Source organism: Arthrobacter sp. B1I2, assembly GCF_030816485.1.
Taxonomy (GTDB): Bacteria; Actinomycetota; Actinomycetes; order Actinomycetales; family Micrococcaceae; genus Arthrobacter.
The window spans coordinates 1,856,005-1,870,082 of sequence record NZ_JAUSYC010000001.1 but is presented as its reverse complement, the minus strand read 5'-3'; the positions used below and the strand labels follow the sequence as shown (position 1 = coordinate 1,870,082).

The following is a 14,078-nucleotide window of genomic DNA, read 5'->3' as shown; positions in this document are numbered from 1 at the left end:
TCAGTGCCGGCGGCGGTTGGATCGCAGTTTCACCGCGGCCGCGGCCAGGATCAGGGTGCCGGGAACCACTACGAAGAGCGCGGCAAGCATCCAGACGAACACCACGGCGCAAAACAGGGCGGAAGCGAGCAGCAGGGACCCCGTCCAGTCACGCAGGGATACCGTCTGGCCGGCGTCGAACGCCTGGCGCCAGGCGTCCTTCCCCGTGGTGGCTGAGCCGGAAAAGTCCGACCATAAGGACGCCGTGCGGAGCAGCAGGACGGCAGCGCCGGCGCCGAGGAGCAGGGTGGCTGGCAGCACCACGCCGCGGCCCGGAAGCTGCCCCACCCATGCAAGCAAAAGGTTGAGGACAATGACGACGGCGGCTGCCGCAGTGGTGATCCCAAGTTTCCAACTGCCCGGCAGGGCAGCCTTGAACAGGCCCCAGAGGCCGCGGACGGAATCATCCTTGCCGTTCAGGTGCCGCTCGAGGTGGGCGGTCCCGGCCGCGTAGGCGGCGGGGATGGTGACAAGCGGGATGGACAGCACCAGCACCAGCACCCCTGCCAGGAGGGTTTCGGAGAACAGGGCGAACCGGTTCACCGGAATGGGCTCGTGGCCGGATGCGGGTGTGGTGCTGCCCATGACGCTCATTTTCTGTCTCGCCTTTCCGTCAGCCCTTGAGGCCCTGGGTGGAGACGCCTTCAACAATGTACCGCTGGAAGATCAGGAAGAAGATCAGCACCGGCAGCAGGGCCAGGACGGACATCGCGATCATGGCGCCGTAGTCCGAGGACTGCGTCTGGTCCACGAAGAGCCGCAGTGCCAGCGGCAGCGGGTACTTGTCCGGGGTGTTCAGGTAGAGCAGCGGGCCCAGGAAGTCGTTCCAGCTCCAGATGAAGGAGAAGATCGAGGTGGAGATCAGGGCCGGCTTCATCAGCGGCAGCATGATGGAACCGAAGATCCGGACATGTCCGGCCCCGTCGATCCTTGCCGCCTCATCCAGCTCAGCTGGCAGGCCGCGCATGAACTGGACCATGAGGAAGACGAAGAACGCGTCCGCGGCCAGGAACTTGCCGATCAGCAACGGGACGTAGGTGTCCACCAGGCCCAGCTGCTGGAACACGATGTACTGCGGGATGATCACCACATGGAAGGGCAGCAGCAGCGTGGCGATCATCATGCCGAAGAAGATACTGCGGCCGGGGAAGTTGATCCGGGCGAAGGCGTAGGCAGAGACGCTGGCCGAAAGGACTGTCCCCACGACGGCGCCGATGGCCAGGATCAGTGAGTTGGTGAAGAACTGCAGGGTGGATACCCCGCCGATCCCGTCCATCGCCGTGACGAAGTTGTCGAAGCTGAAGTTGTTGGACCACAGCGACGTGTTGCCGCCGCCGATCTCGGAGTTGGGCTTGAAGGACGAGGCGATCATCCACAGGCCGGGGTAGAGCACGATGCCGGTAAGGATGAGGGCCACGAGGTGGAAGACGGCGCTCTTGGCCCGCTTGGTCCCCACAGATTCGGATTTCGGGTCGTAGGCCTGGGCGCTGGCGTCCGGGGTGGACTGGGTAGGGGTTGCCGTGGTTGTCATTTTGCATCACCGCTGTAGTGGACCCAGGATTTGGACGTGCGGAAGAAGATCAGCGTGATGATGCCGACCACGATGACCAGCAGCCATGCCATTGCGGAGGCATATCCCATCCGGAAATCGCTGAAGCCCCGCAGGTACAGGTAAAGGGTGTAGAAGAGAGTGGAGCCGGCCGGGCCGCCTTCACCGTTGGAAATGATGTAGGCCGACGCGAAAATCTGGAACGCATGGATGGTTTCCATCAGCAGGTTGAAGAAGATCACCGGGGAGAGCATGGGCCAGGTGATGTTCAAGAACTTCCGCACCGGGCCGGCTCCGTCCATGGACGCCGCCTCGTAGAGATCGGTGGGGATCTGCTTCAGGCCGGCGAGGAAGATCACCATCGGGGCACCGAACTGCCAGACGGTCAGCAGGATGAACATCGGCATGGTCATGGCCGGGTTGCCCACCCACCCGCCCAGGTTGATCCCGAAGAAGGACAGGCCCTGGTCCACCGGACCGGAATCGCCGAACATGGCCTTCCAGACGATCGCGATGGACACGGACGCGCCGATCAGGGACGGGGCGTAGAACGCGGACCGGTAGAAACCCTGGCCGCGGCGCTTGCTGTTCAAGAGCATCGCAACCGCCAGCGCTGCGGCGAGCTTCAGCGGGGTACCGAAGACCACATAGCCCACGGTCACGCCCACTGACTGCAGGAACCGTTCGTCCTGGAAGAGGGTGGTGTAGTTGTCCAGGCCGATCCACTTGGGCGGATCGAACAGGTTGTAATTGGTGAACGACAAGTACAGCGAGGAAATCATGGGCCCAACCGTGAGGGCGATGAATCCCAGCAGCCAGGGCAGCAGGAAGGTGTAGCCGGCGCGGGCGTCCACACCACGCTGCCGCGACTTGCGCGGCAGCGTGGGAGCGGATTGCGCCGAACGCCTGCTCAGAGTTGGGCTTTGTGTCACGAGTTCATTCCGTCAGTTGTGAACATCTTGGTCAGACAGTCTGCCTGATCAGGCATTCTGCTTGATGAGGTCTTCGGCTTCCTTGAACCAAGCGTCGGCTGCGCCATCGACGGTCAGCTTCCCGTAGTTCAGGTCCGAGGAGACACGCTTGAACGAAGCTTCGAGGGTGCCGAAGCCGACGATGGGCGGCTGGGGAGCGTCCTTGAGGTACTTCTCGATGGACTTTTCGTAGTCCACCACGAGCTTGTCCGTACCTTCGAAGGTGGTGCCGTCACGCTGGGTCTTGGAGGCCGGGACACCACGGGAGGTCTTGAAGATCTGGCCCACCTCGGGATCGTTGACCATGAAATCGATGAAGCGGGCGGCAGCGTCCTTGTACTTGGTCTTGGCGCTGGCCACCATCAGCATGGACGGCTTCAGGAACAGGCCCAGGTTGTCCGGGGCATCCGACGGGACGGGAACAAGCTTCAGTTCCTTCGCCCCGCTGTCTGCAAGGTAGCCGGCCATGAAGTTGTCCCAGGTGACTTCGGTGGCGGTAACGTTCGAGCCGAACGGCGACTTGGGTGCCAGCTGCGTGACGCGCTCTTCGGAGACGATGGCGGGAGTGCCGCGCAGGCCGGCCGTCGTGTTCCACCATTTCTTCATGTCGTCCTTGGTGAAACCGAGCTTGCCGTCTTCAGTGAACGCTTCGATGTTGTTCTGGCGGAGCCAGACGTTGAACATCCACCAAACGCCCGTGTAGTCGGTGCCGCCGAAGAGGGCACCATTGCTCTTGGTGCCAACCTGGGTCAGGAAGTCATTGAATTCCTTGTAGTTCCACTTGCCGGTCGGCTCGGCGACGCCCAGGGAGGCCAGCTTTGCGGGGTCGTAGTAGACAGCGAAGGCATTGGTGCTGGTGGGGATGCCGTAGGTCTTGCCCTTGATCTGCCCGGAGGGCAGGAGGGACTTTTCAAAGGTGGAGGTATCGATCTTCACGGTGCTGAGGTCCAGGAGCTGGTTGCGCTGGCCGTAGTCGCGCAGGTAGGACAGGTCCCACTGCATGACGTCCGGCAGGCCGCCGCCGGCAGCCTCGGTGGCGCGCTTCTGCCAGTAGCCGGCGAAGTCGGTGAAGTTGCCGTTGACCTTGATATCCGGGTTCTTGGATTCGAACAGCTCGATGGCCTTGCGGGTGCGGGTGGCGCGGTCATCGTTGCCCCACCAGGTGTAGTTGATGGTGACGGGGTTCTGCGCGGATCCGGTCTGGCCGGAAGAGCTGGATCCGTTGCCACAAGCCGCCAGGGCGGCGGCAGATGCGGTGCCGACGGCAACGGTTGTGAGGAAATGCCTTCTGTTAATCACGGGAGCCTCCTTGCTCGATGGGTGCTTCGCCATTTCTCGGCCTACAACGAGCGCAGTGAGCTGGCTAACACGGCTTCTGAAACGATACAATATCCGCTATCAGGGATTTGGGCAAGCGTTTTCCAAAGGTCTGATGTCAGATCCAGTTTCCGCCCGGAACAGACATAGGAGTCGCATGGCACAGCAGGAAACCGCCGGCCCAACCAGCGTTTGGAACAAGGTTGAGGGCATCGCCTTCGGCGGGGATTACAACCCCGAACAGTGGCCGGCCAGTGTCCGGCTGGAGGACCTGGAGCTCATGCAGGAAGCCGGGGTGAACTTCCTCAGCGTGGGGATCTTCTCCTGGGCGCTGCTGGAGCCCGCCGAGGGTCACTACGACTTCGGCTGGCTGGACGAGGTCATGGACAACCTCGCCGGCATCGGCGTCAAGGTGGCCCTGGCCACTGCCACCGCCGCACCTCCTGCCTGGCTGGCGCGCAAGCATCCGGAAATCCTGCCGGTCACTGCTGACGGAACCGTACTGGGGCCGGGCTCGCGGCGGCACTACACGCCGTCGTCGGCCGTCTATCGCCGCTATGCCGCCGGAATTACCCGCAAGCTCGCTGAACGCTACAAGGACCACCCCGCCCTGGCGCTGTGGCACGTGGACAATGAACTCGGCTGCCACGTCTCGGAGTTCTACGGCGAAGAGGACGCCGCCGCCTTCCGCGCCTGGCTGGAGCACAGGTACGGGAGCATCGATGCGCTCAATGCTTCCTGGGGGACGGCCTTCTGGTCCCAGAACTACGGCTCCTTCGATGAGGTCCTGCCGCCTTCCGATGCCCCCTCCACCCTGAACCCGGGCCAGCAGCTGGACTTCCAGCGGTTCAACTCCTGGGCGCTGATGGACTACTACCGGGAACTCGTCGCCGTCCTGCGCGAGGTAACACCGGGCATCCCCTGCACCACCAACCTGATGGCCTCGAGTGCCACCAAGTCCATGGACTACTTCGACTGGGCCAAGGACCTGGACGTCATCGCCAACGACCACTACCTGGTGGCCGCCGACCCCGAACGGCACATCGAACTCGCGTTCAGCGCGGACCTCACCCGGGGCATTGCGGGCGGTGACCCGTGGATCCTGATGGAACATTCGACGTCGGCCGTGAACTGGCAGCCGCGCAACCAGCCCAAGATGCCCGGCGAGATGCTGCGCAATTCATTGGCGCACGTGGCCCGCGGGGCAGACGCCGTGATGTTCTTCCAGTGGCGCCAGAGCTTTGCCGGGTCGGAGAAATTCCACTCGGCCATGGTGCCGCACGGCGGCCGGGACACCCGCGTGTGGCGGGAGGTGGTGGAGCTTGGCGCAACGCTGAAGAAGCTTGAACCCGTGCGCGGTTCCCGGGTCCAGTCCCGCGCCGCCATTGTCTTTGACTACGAGGCTTGGTGGGCCAGCGAGATCGACTCCAAGCCGAGCATCGACGTGAAGTACCTGGACCTGCTGAGGGCTTTCCACCGCGCCTTGTTCCTCCGTGGAATTTCCGTGGACCTGGTGCATCCCTCTGCTTCGCTGGAGGGGTATGACCTGGTCCTGGTGTGCACGCTGTACACGGTTTCGGATGAGGACGCGGCGAATATTGCTGCTGCCGCCTCCGCCGGCGCCACTGTCCTGATCAGTTACTTCAGCGGCATTGTGGACAAGCAGGACCACGTGCGGCTGGGCGGCTATCCTGGCGCGTTCCGGGAGCTTCTGGGGGTGCGGGTGGAGGAGTTCCATCCCCTCCTCGCCGGTTCCGAGCTGAAGCTGAGCGACGGGACGCTGTCTTCGGTCTGGAGCGAGCACGTCCATCTGGCCGGCGCGGAGACGGTGCTGAACTTTACCGAGTACCCGCTGGAGGGCGTCCCTTCCCTCACGCGCCGCGCCGTTGGTGCGGGGGCGGCCTGGTACCTGGCCACCTTCCCCAACCCTGACGGGATCGAAGCCGTTTTGGACAAGCTGCTGGCCGAGTCAGGAGTCTCCCCCGTTGCCGCTGCCGACCCCGGTGTGGAGCTGGTGCGCCGGTTCGCCGAAGATGGACGCAGCTTCCTGTTCGCCATCAACCACACGCGTTCGGATGCCGCAGTCTCCGTTTCTGGCACTGACCTGCTGACAGGCGAGGCGTTTGCCGGCACTGTACCGGCCGGCGGTGTTGTGGTGGTTTCCGAAGGATAGGCAGCCGCGTCGAACAGGGTACGACGGCGGTGCCTCCTTTCGGCACCGCCGTTGTGTTTGGGTTCAGGGCGGCTTGGGACGGGCGGCTTCCCGGTTTTCCACATAGGGCTTGTGGGCGGCTGTCTTTCTCGGACCCGGGTGCAAAGCTTTGGTTATGGAAGCAGTTTTGGGGACGGTGGCGGTAGGGCTGGGGGCGGAGCATCGGACACACCTTGTTGTTGATGCGCCCCAGTCCTCGGCTGTTCCTTCTGATGCGCCTTCCCTTGCTGACGTCCTGGCCTTGCTGGGTTCCGTTCCGTTGGCTGCTGATGGGGCGGGGAAGATTGGTCAGCTGCGGGAGTTGGAGGATCTGAAATCTGCGGTCGGCGCCCGGCAGGCCGATACCGCGGTGGCCTTCGACCTGCAGCAGCGGCGGGAGCAGGCCGCCGCCGGGGTGCCCGTCGATGAGCAGGGCGCCGGGGTCGGCGCGCAGATCGCGTTGGCGCGGCGGGAGTCACCGGCCCGGGGTTCACGCTTGCTGGGGCTGGCCAGAACCCTGACCGGGATGCCGCACACGTTCGCCGCGTTCCGGGCTGGGCTGTTGAATGAGTGGCGGGCCACCCTGATCGTGAAGGAAACCATCTGCCTCAGTGCCGGGGACCGGGCCGGGGTGGATCAGGAACTCGCCGCGGACACCGGCACCCTCGAAGGGATGGGAGATAAGGCCGTAATCGCCGCTGTCCGGGCCGCCGCGTACCGGCGGGACCCTGCCTCAGTGGCGAAGCGGGCGGCCCGCGCGGTCACGGAACGGACCGCGAGTCTGCGCCCGGCACCGGACACCATGACCTGCCTGACCGCCCTGCTGCCCGCCGCCCAGGGCGTCGCCGCCTACGCAGCCCTGACCCGCGACGCCGACACGGCACGCTCGGCCGGGGATGACCGGTCCCGGGGCCAGGTCATGGCCGACACCCTCGTCGAACGCCTCACCGGCACACCCGGCAGGATCAGCGGGGTGCAGATCCAACTCGTCATGACCGACCGCACCCTCCTCCAGGCCGACGCCGAACCCGCCCGGCTCCCCGGCTACGGCGTACTACCGGCAGCCCTGGCCCGGGACATCGCCCTCAACAGCGCCGGCCACAACGAACCCAGCCTGTGGGTCCGGCGGCTCTACACCGCCCCCGGCAGCGGGGAACTGCTGGCGGTGGACTCCAAAGCCCGGCTCTTCCCCGCGGGCTTGAAGCGCTTCCTTTACATCCGGGACGATACCTGCCGCACACCGTACTGCGACGCCCCGATCCGCCACCACGACCACATCACCGCCTGGCACAACGCCGGACCCACCAGCGCCGGTAACGGCCAGGGCCTCTGCGAAGCCTGCAACCACACCAAAGAAACACCCGGCTGGACCGCAAAACCCGTCCCCGGCCCACGCCATACCGTGGCAACCACCACCCCAACCGGCCACACCTACCACTCCACCGCCCCACCACTACCGGGTACACGATTCCACTTCTTGGGGACGGCCTTACCGCCGCGCATCCACGGGCCGCGGCAGCTCCGCCAGCGTGCTGAATTATGGGAGAGCGGCGTTCCTTGACCACTGCCCGTGAAAGCAGCACGCTCCGTTAAACAGCTCCGCCCCGGGAGGAACCACTGGTTCCCGCCGGGGCGGAGCTGCCACCCGCCGTCGGACGCCTGGATGGGGAGGCACCATCCAGACTGCCCGGAGCCGTGTTGGCGGGGTGAGGACTAGCTGCCGATGGCGGACTTCATCTCGTCGGTCGCTTTCTTGCCCGCGTCCTCTGGAGAGAGCCGTTCGAACAGCACTTCCGAGGTGTACCGCTTGATGATTTCCTGGATGGCGCCCGCACCCTTCGGCGGCGGCGCCGGGGCCTCGCCGAGCTCATCCTTGATCTGGTCGATGAAGTTGACCACCTTGACGTCGGCCGGGGTCAGTTTCGGCTGGATCGCAGCCCGGACCTCCGAGTTGGGGTAGACACCGCGGTCGGCAAGGAGGGCCTCGCCGGCTTTGACGTTGTTGGTCAGGAAGTCGATAAACTTGGCAGTTTCCTGCGGGTGCTTGGTGCGCGAGGAGGCGGACCAGAACTGCGAGGCCTTGTACCAAAGGCCCGCTTCATCGGCAGAGCCTGTCTTGGTGGGGAACCGCAGGATCTTCAGGTCGCCGCCACTGGCCTTTTCCAGGGCCGGAGCCTGGTTGGACCACCAGAAGGCCATGCCGTTCTTGCCCGTCGCCAGTCCGCTCTGGTCAAGCGGAGCAGCTTCGGCTTCCACCACCTCGGACGCGGATGGCACCGCCTTCTTTTGGCTCAGCTGTTTCAGGTTGGCCCACCACTCGGCGATATCGCCCGGCTCGAAGCCCAGCTTGCCGTCGGAGGTGTACAGTGACTTGCCATTCTGCCGGAGCCAGACCCCCAGGGAAGCCTCGTCAGTTCCATAGGCGGCTGCCCCATAGGTTCCCTTGGGCGACTTGGCCGTGATCTCTGCTGCAATGCGGCCAAAGTCGTCCCACGTCCACTTGGTGTCGTCCGGGAGCGGGACTCCGGCGGCCTGGAAGACGGCCGGGTTGGCCAGGATGGTGGCGGCGTTGATGCCTGCGGCGATTCCCGTCAGGCCCTTCTCGCTCTTTCCTGCGTTCAGTGCCGCTTCGTCCAGCTTGGAGGTGTCGATCTCGTACTTGGACAGGTCAAGAAGGGCGCCACGGCTGGAGTACTCCGTGATGTACTTCTCGTCCATCTGGATGATGTCGGGGGCATCGTTGGCGGCCACCTGCGTGGCCAGCTTGTCCCAGTAGCCGCTCCAGTCACCAAACTCGGGCTTGACCTTAATCTTGGGGTTTTCGGCTTCGAACTGCTTGATTGCCTCCTGGGTCAGCTGGGCGCGCTTGTCGCCGCCCCACCAGGAGAAACGGAGCTCGACGGTGCCATCAGCATTCTGCGGGGCAGCTCCCCCTCCGCAGGCACTAAGGGCCATGACGGCGGCGACGGCGGCGGCAACCGCGCCGGCTTTACGGGTTCGGCGCAAGGCGCCTGAAGCGGGTGCCCCTGCGTGCTGCCTGGCAGCAGACGCAGGACGGGGAAAAAGCGGCACTGTGTACTCCGATCTTCTTTGATCCAAGGGTTTGTTCTGATGGGGAATGTGTTGCGGGCCGGCAGCAGAAGAACTGGCCGCAACTCAGTGAAAGCGCTTTCTTGCACTAATGCTACAAGTTCTGCACTTGTAATACAAGGTATTGCTGCCAGCGGAGCCCGGGAGATAAACCATCCCCGGCAGACAAACGGCCCGTCACCGGGACGGGCCGTTCGAGCTGCCGGGCGGTGCGCCAGCTTACTTGATACCGGTGGTGGCGATGCCCTTGATGAGGAATCGCTGGCCGAAGAGGAACACCAGGAAGACGGGCAGCAGGGAGACGATGGACATGGCGAACAGCGAGCCCCAGCTGGTGGCGGACTGCGAATCCACAAAGGCCCGCAGCGCCACCGGGACGGTGAACATGTCAGGGTCCGTGAGGTAGATGAGGGCGCCGAAGAAGTCGTTCCAGGTCCAGATGAAGGTGAAGATGGTGGTGGTGGCCAGTGCGGGCACCATCAGCGGCAGAATCACCTGCAGGAAGATCCGCGGATGGCCGGCACCGTCAATCCGCGCCGCTTCATCAAGTTCGCGGGGAATGCCGCGGATGAACTGCACCATGAGGAAGACGAAGAACGCGTCCGTGGCCAGCAGTTTGGGCACCAGCAGCGGCCAGAAGGTGTTCACCCAGCCGATCTGGGAGAACAGGATGTACTGCGGAACGATGACCACGTGGAACGGCAGCATGATGGTCAGCAGCATGATCCCGAAGAACAGTTTCTTGCCCGTGAACTGCAGGCGGGCAAAGGCGTAGGCGGCCATGGAGCAGGACACCAGGTTCCCTAGAATTGAGCCGATTACCACAATGGCCGAGTTCAGCATGTAGTGGCCAAAGGGGTGCGTCAGGGCCGACCAGCCGGAGGTGTAATTGCTCATCTCCAGGCTGTTCAGCCACAGGCCGGGCTCCCGGAAAATCAGCTCGTTCGGACGCAGTGAAGACACCACCATCCACAGGAGCGGATAGATCATCAGGCCGCCGGCCAGGATCAGGATGCCATGCTTCATCAGCGATTTACCGCGCTGGGCACGGCTGAAGGCCAGCGTTCCCCGGGACTCGCGGACCCTGCGCTTGCGGTTCGTAGGCTTGCCGGCGCCCGCTGACTTCTCGTCCGGGGTGGGCAGCGTCTCAAGCTTAGTCGTCATAGAAAACCCAATACTTAGAAGCGATGAAGTTGATGGCGGTGAACACGCCGATGATGAGCAGCAGCACCCAGGCCATGGCTGATGCGTAGCCCATGTCGAACTGGCCGAAGCCCTTTTGGTAGAGGTACAGGGTGAAGAACATCGTGGAGTCCGAAGGCCCGCCGTTGCCACCGGAGACGATGAACGCCTGGGTGAACGACTGGAAGGAACCGATGATCTGCAGCACCAGGTTGAAGAAGATGATCGGGCTCAGCATCGGCAGGGTGATCCGCCCGAACTGCTGGAGCGTGGTGGCGCCATCCACCCTGGCGGCCTCGTAGTACATGTTGGGGATCTGCCGCAGGCCTGCCAGGAAGATAATCATCGGGGCACCAAAAGTCCAGACGTGCAGCAGAATGATCGAACCCAAAGCCGTGCTGGGGTCCGAGATCCACCCCGGGCCCTGGATCCCGAACATGGCCAGGACCTGGTTGACCAGGCCCGTAGTGCCGAAAATCTGCTTCCACAGAATGGCCACGGCAACCGAACCGCCCAGCAGGGACGGCAGGTAAAACACCGAACGGTAGAACGGGAGCCCGCGGAGCCCCTTGTCCAGCACGAGCGCAATCAACAGAGCCACAGCGAGCTGCAGCGGCACCCCGATAAAGACATACGTAAACGTCACCCGCAGCGAATTGTGCAGCCGGGCATCACTGAGCATCCGGGTGAAGTTGTCCAGCCCTGTCCATTCCGGCGGCTGGAGCAGGTTGTAGTCCGTAAAGGACAAGTACAGGGACATCAGCATGGGGCCGATGGTGATTGCCACCAGGCCTACCAGCCACGGCAGCAGGAAGATGTAAGCGGCCTTGTTGTCCCGCCTGTTCGCCTTCTTCTCCTCAGGTGTGGCTTTGCCCTTCCGCCGGCTAATCGAGCTGAGCTCGCTGATGGCGCTCACAGGAGCTGCCCTGTCCGGGACGCCAGGCAAACTGCGGCTGGCACCCGGGCCGGACGCAGTGTCCTGGAGATGTGTTTTGCGGCCATGTGGTCTCCTTTGGTCATCGTGGCCTCCACGTTGCGGTCATCGCGAAGCGATGGGAAGGGGCGCTTCCCGGTACGGCCTGCTGCCACCTTGCGGGGCTGCGATCGTCCGTCGCCGGGAGCGCCGTCGAAATGCGGCTCCGTACCAAAGTAAACGGTTTCTTGACTCCTGTATAGCCCTTTGTTAGTTTTTGAGAAAACGTTTTCTGTTACCCGCCTCACTCCACCCTAGATGACAAGCCGAGGGGCACAACCAATGAAGTTTGGTCTCAAGAAATCCGTCATGGGCGTCACCGGCGCTGCCGCCGCCCTTGCCATGATGCTCTCCGGCTGCGGCAGCAGCCCGCAGGCGGGAAAAGTGGGGACGGCGGAAGACCCTGTAACCATCCGGTTCGCGTGGTGGGGCAATGACTCCAGGGCGAAAACCACCATGGAGGTCATCAAAGCCTTCGAAGCCGCAAACCCCACCATCAGGGTCCAGGGCGAAAACACCGAATTCAGCTCCTACTGGGACAAGATGGCCACCCAGATCGCCGGCGGAACCACGCCGGACGTCATCGCCATGAGCGGCGCCTACCCCAGCGAGTACGCCAGCCGCGGCGTCCTGCTGGACCTGGACAAAGTCAAGGACCAGATCGACACCTCCAAGTTCGCCGAAGGAACCGTTGACCTGGGCAAGATCGACGGCAAGCAGTACACCGTCACGGCAGGAGTTAATTCCATGTCCATGGTCCTTGACCCCAAGGTTTTCGAGGCCGCAGGCGTCCCCATGCCGGATGACGAGACGTGGACCTGGGACGATTACGCCAGGATCGCGGCCGGGATCACCCAAAAGTCGCCGGCCGGAACCTTCGGCACCACGCCCATGGCCAACGACTCCTTCCTTGCAGTGTGGGCCCGCCAGAACGGGGAAGCCCTCTACGCGGACGACGGAAAGAAGATGGGCATCAGCGAGGAAACCCTGAGCCGCTGGTTCGAGCTCAACAAGAAGCTGATGGATACCGGTGGCGCGCCCTCCGCATCGCAGACCGTTGAAGACGGTTCCGCGCAACCGGAAATGACCCTGATGGGACAGGGAAAGCAGGGCATGAAAATCTCCTGGAGCAACCAGATGACGTCCTACTCCGGCGCGCCCCTGGTCATGGCCAAGCTGCCTGGCGAAAGCAAGCAGGCCGGCTCCTGGCTGCGCTCCTCCATGGAATACGCCATCTCCTCCAAGTCGTCCCAGCCCAAGGAAGCGGCCCTGTTCATCAACTACCTGGTCAACAACATGGACGCAGCTTCCAAGATCAAGAGTGACCGGGGCATGCCTGCCAACACCGAGCTGAAGGCCGGAATCACTCCCCTGCTGAAGGAAACCCAGCAGAAGGAGGCAGCATACCTGGACCGCATTGCCGCCCTGAAGGTCCAGGCCCCCAAGCCGTTCCCAGCAGGATCATCGGCAACCATGGAGGTTCTGAACCGTTACAACACAGATGTACTCTTCGGCAAGATCTCCCCGCGGGACGCAGCCAAAGGCATGATCTCCGAGGTCAACCAAAACCTCGCCTGACCGCAGCGCCAGCACCTGACAAGCCAGAACCACCACCGAAAGGAGGCAGGCAAGATGATCCAAACAGCGCGGCCCAGCGCCATCGCCGGCTACGACGACTGGCCTGCCTACGTGCGGCAACATCCACGTCACCAGGCCTCCACCCGGCCGGCGCAGGAGTTTTCGGACGCCTTGGGTGTCCCCGGCGCAGGTGCACCACCTGCGGCGACGGTGCACTGGGAGGCAACGGACGACGGCGTCACCACCTCCCAGCTCAGCTGGCAGTTGGGCTTCGGACCGCGGACCACGGGCTGGCTGATCAGGCCGGCCGGACGTTCCGGGCCCCTGCCGGGGGTCCTGGCCCTGCACTGCCATGGCGGAAACAAGTTCGGCGGGGCCGACCGCCTGGTGGAGCTACCGGACAGCCACCCGTCCGCGGCAGCCGCCCGCGCCGGCCATTACGACGGTCGCGCCCTAGCGACGGACACCGCCCGCCGCGGCTTCGCGGTCCTGGCCCACGACGCGTTCGCCTGGGGCAGCCGCAAATTCGACCTTTCCGATCCCCCGTGGCGGACCGCCGCAGCGGCAGCGGCGAGGCAGGCGCAGTGGCGGGAGGACGGCGTCGTGCCTTCCGTCGCAGACGAATACAACGCCGCTGCCGGCTGCCACGAGGACACGGTTGCCAAAGCGGCCGGCCTGCTGGGCACCAGCCTGGCCGGCATGGTGGCGCACGACGATCTCTCCGCGCTCGAAATCCTGGCGGCCCTGCCGGACGTCGACGAGGACAGGCTGGGCTGCATCGGTTTCTCCGGAGGCGGCAGCCGCTCCCTTGCCCTCGCAGTCCTCAGCCCCCGTATCCGGGCCGCGGTGGTGACGTGCATGATGACCACCTTCGGATCCCTCTTTCCCGCCTACCTGGACGCGCACTCCTGGCTCCTGCAGACCCCCGGGCTGTGGAAGCTGGGTGACTGGCCCGAGCTCACCGCCCGCGCAGCAGCCGCGCGCTTCCTGGTGCAGTACGCCCTGGCCGACGAACTCTTTCCCGAGGACGGGATGCGCCAGGCGCACCGGTTACTGGAATCCCTGCACGGCGGCACGGACCGGTATACCGGCAGCTTCTCCCCCGGCGGCCACGTCTTCACCGCGGCCATGCAGGACGAAGCCCTTGATTTCCTGGCCCAAACGCTGGCCTCCTGACTCCCTTTCCCA

At 64.2% G+C, this 14,078-nt stretch carries 11 protein-coding genes; 4 read left to right on the top strand and 7 right to left on the bottom strand.

Features of this window, described 5'->3' with window-relative positions; all coding sequences use genetic code 11:
- From QFZ57_RS08670 to QFZ57_RS08655, 4 genes are read right to left on the bottom strand one after another with little or no spacing between them, the layout of a single operon-like run.
- On the bottom strand, positions 1–633 hold the full coding sequence (locus QFZ57_RS08670; RefSeq protein ID WP_306899531.1) for a Poxvirus protein I5: 633 nt from the start codon (positions 631–633) through the stop codon (positions 1–3).
- A 19-nt stretch (positions 634–652) separates the two neighbouring features.
- Positions 653–1,570, bottom strand: a complete 918-nt coding sequence (locus QFZ57_RS08665) for a carbohydrate ABC transporter permease (protein ID WP_306630029.1) — start codon at positions 1,568–1,570, stop codon at positions 653–655.
- Positions 1,567–2,520, bottom strand: coding sequence for a carbohydrate ABC transporter permease (locus QFZ57_RS08660; protein ID WP_306630028.1), 954 nt, complete (start codon positions 2,518–2,520; stop codon positions 1,567–1,569). Before QFZ57_RS08660 ends, QFZ57_RS08665 begins: the two co-directional genes overlap by 4 nt.
- A gap of 48 nt (positions 2,521–2,568) precedes the next feature.
- Positions 2,569–3,858 (bottom strand): ABC transporter substrate-binding protein, encoded by a 1,290-nt coding sequence (locus QFZ57_RS08655; protein ID WP_306630027.1) that lies wholly within the window; start codon positions 3,856–3,858, stop codon positions 2,569–2,571.
- A 175-nt stretch (positions 3,859–4,033) separates the two neighbouring features.
- On the opposite strand from QFZ57_RS08655, the gene QFZ57_RS08650 reads away from it, so the two are divergent.
- Together QFZ57_RS08650 and QFZ57_RS08645 are read left to right on the top strand one after the other, a co-directional pair.
- A complete protein-coding gene (locus tag QFZ57_RS08650) occupies positions 4,034–6,049 on the top strand; it encodes a beta-galactosidase (protein ID WP_306899527.1) in 2,016 nt (671 codons plus the stop codon).
- 154 nt (positions 6,050–6,203) lie between these two features.
- Entirely contained in the window at positions 6,204–7,628 is a 1,425-nt protein-coding gene (locus tag QFZ57_RS08645; protein ID WP_306899526.1) for an HNH endonuclease, read from the top strand.
- 152 nt (positions 7,629–7,780) lie between these two features.
- On the opposite strand, the gene QFZ57_RS08640 is transcribed toward QFZ57_RS08645, so the two are convergent.
- From QFZ57_RS08640 to QFZ57_RS08630, 3 genes are all read right to left on the bottom strand, one after another.
- The gene (locus QFZ57_RS08640) at positions 7,781–9,139 is read right to left on the bottom strand and encodes an ABC transporter substrate-binding protein (protein ID WP_306630024.1); all 1,359 of its coding nucleotides are present in this window, start codon (positions 9,137–9,139) and stop codon (positions 7,781–7,783) included.
- A gap of 237 nt (positions 9,140–9,376) precedes the next feature.
- Positions 9,377–10,321, bottom strand: a complete 945-nt coding sequence (locus QFZ57_RS08635) for a carbohydrate ABC transporter permease (RefSeq protein WP_306630023.1) — start codon at positions 10,319–10,321, stop codon at positions 9,377–9,379.
- Positions 10,311–11,255 (bottom strand): carbohydrate ABC transporter permease, encoded by a 945-nt coding sequence (locus QFZ57_RS08630; protein WP_306630022.1) that lies wholly within the window; start codon positions 11,253–11,255, stop codon positions 10,311–10,313. The genes QFZ57_RS08635 and QFZ57_RS08630 overlap by 11 nt, the downstream gene beginning before the upstream one ends.
- 339 nt (positions 11,256–11,594) lie before the next feature.
- On the opposite strand from QFZ57_RS08630, the gene QFZ57_RS08625 reads away from it, so the two are divergent.
- Both QFZ57_RS08625 and QFZ57_RS08620 read left to right on the top strand, forming a co-directional pair.
- A complete protein-coding gene (locus QFZ57_RS08625) occupies positions 11,595–12,890 on the top strand; it encodes an ABC transporter substrate-binding protein (protein ID WP_306899525.1) in 1,296 nt (431 codons plus the stop codon).
- Between the two features lie 54 nt (positions 12,891–12,944).
- Positions 12,945–14,066, top strand: a complete 1,122-nt coding sequence (locus tag QFZ57_RS08620; RefSeq protein ID WP_306899523.1) for a dienelactone hydrolase family protein — start codon at positions 12,945–12,947, stop codon at positions 14,064–14,066.
- Positions 14,067–14,078: the final 12 nt, after the last annotated feature.

Bases quoted from the DNA above. Each gene is read 5' to 3' on its own strand.
- QFZ57_RS08670 (WP_306899531.1), bottom strand. From the start codon at position 633: ATGAGCGTCATGGGCAGCACCACACCCGCATCCGGCCACGAGCCCATT.
- QFZ57_RS08665 (WP_306630029.1), bottom strand. From the start codon at position 1,570: ATGACAACCACGGCAACCCCTACCCAGTCCACCCCGGACGCCAGCGCC.
- QFZ57_RS08650 (WP_306899527.1), top strand. From the start codon at position 4,034: ATGGCACAGCAGGAAACCGCCGGCCCAACCAGCGTTTGGAACAAGGTT.
- QFZ57_RS08645 (WP_306899526.1), top strand. From the start codon at position 6,204: ATGGAAGCAGTTTTGGGGACGGTGGCGGTAGGGCTGGGGGCGGAGCAT.
- QFZ57_RS08635 (WP_306630023.1), bottom strand. From the start codon at position 10,321: ATGACGACTAAGCTTGAGACGCTGCCCACCCCGGACGAGAAGTCAGCG.
- QFZ57_RS08625 (WP_306899525.1), top strand. From the start codon at position 11,595: ATGAAGTTTGGTCTCAAGAAATCCGTCATGGGCGTCACCGGCGCTGCC.
- QFZ57_RS08620 (WP_306899523.1), top strand. From the start codon at position 12,945: ATGATCCAAACAGCGCGGCCCAGCGCCATCGCCGGCTACGACGACTGG.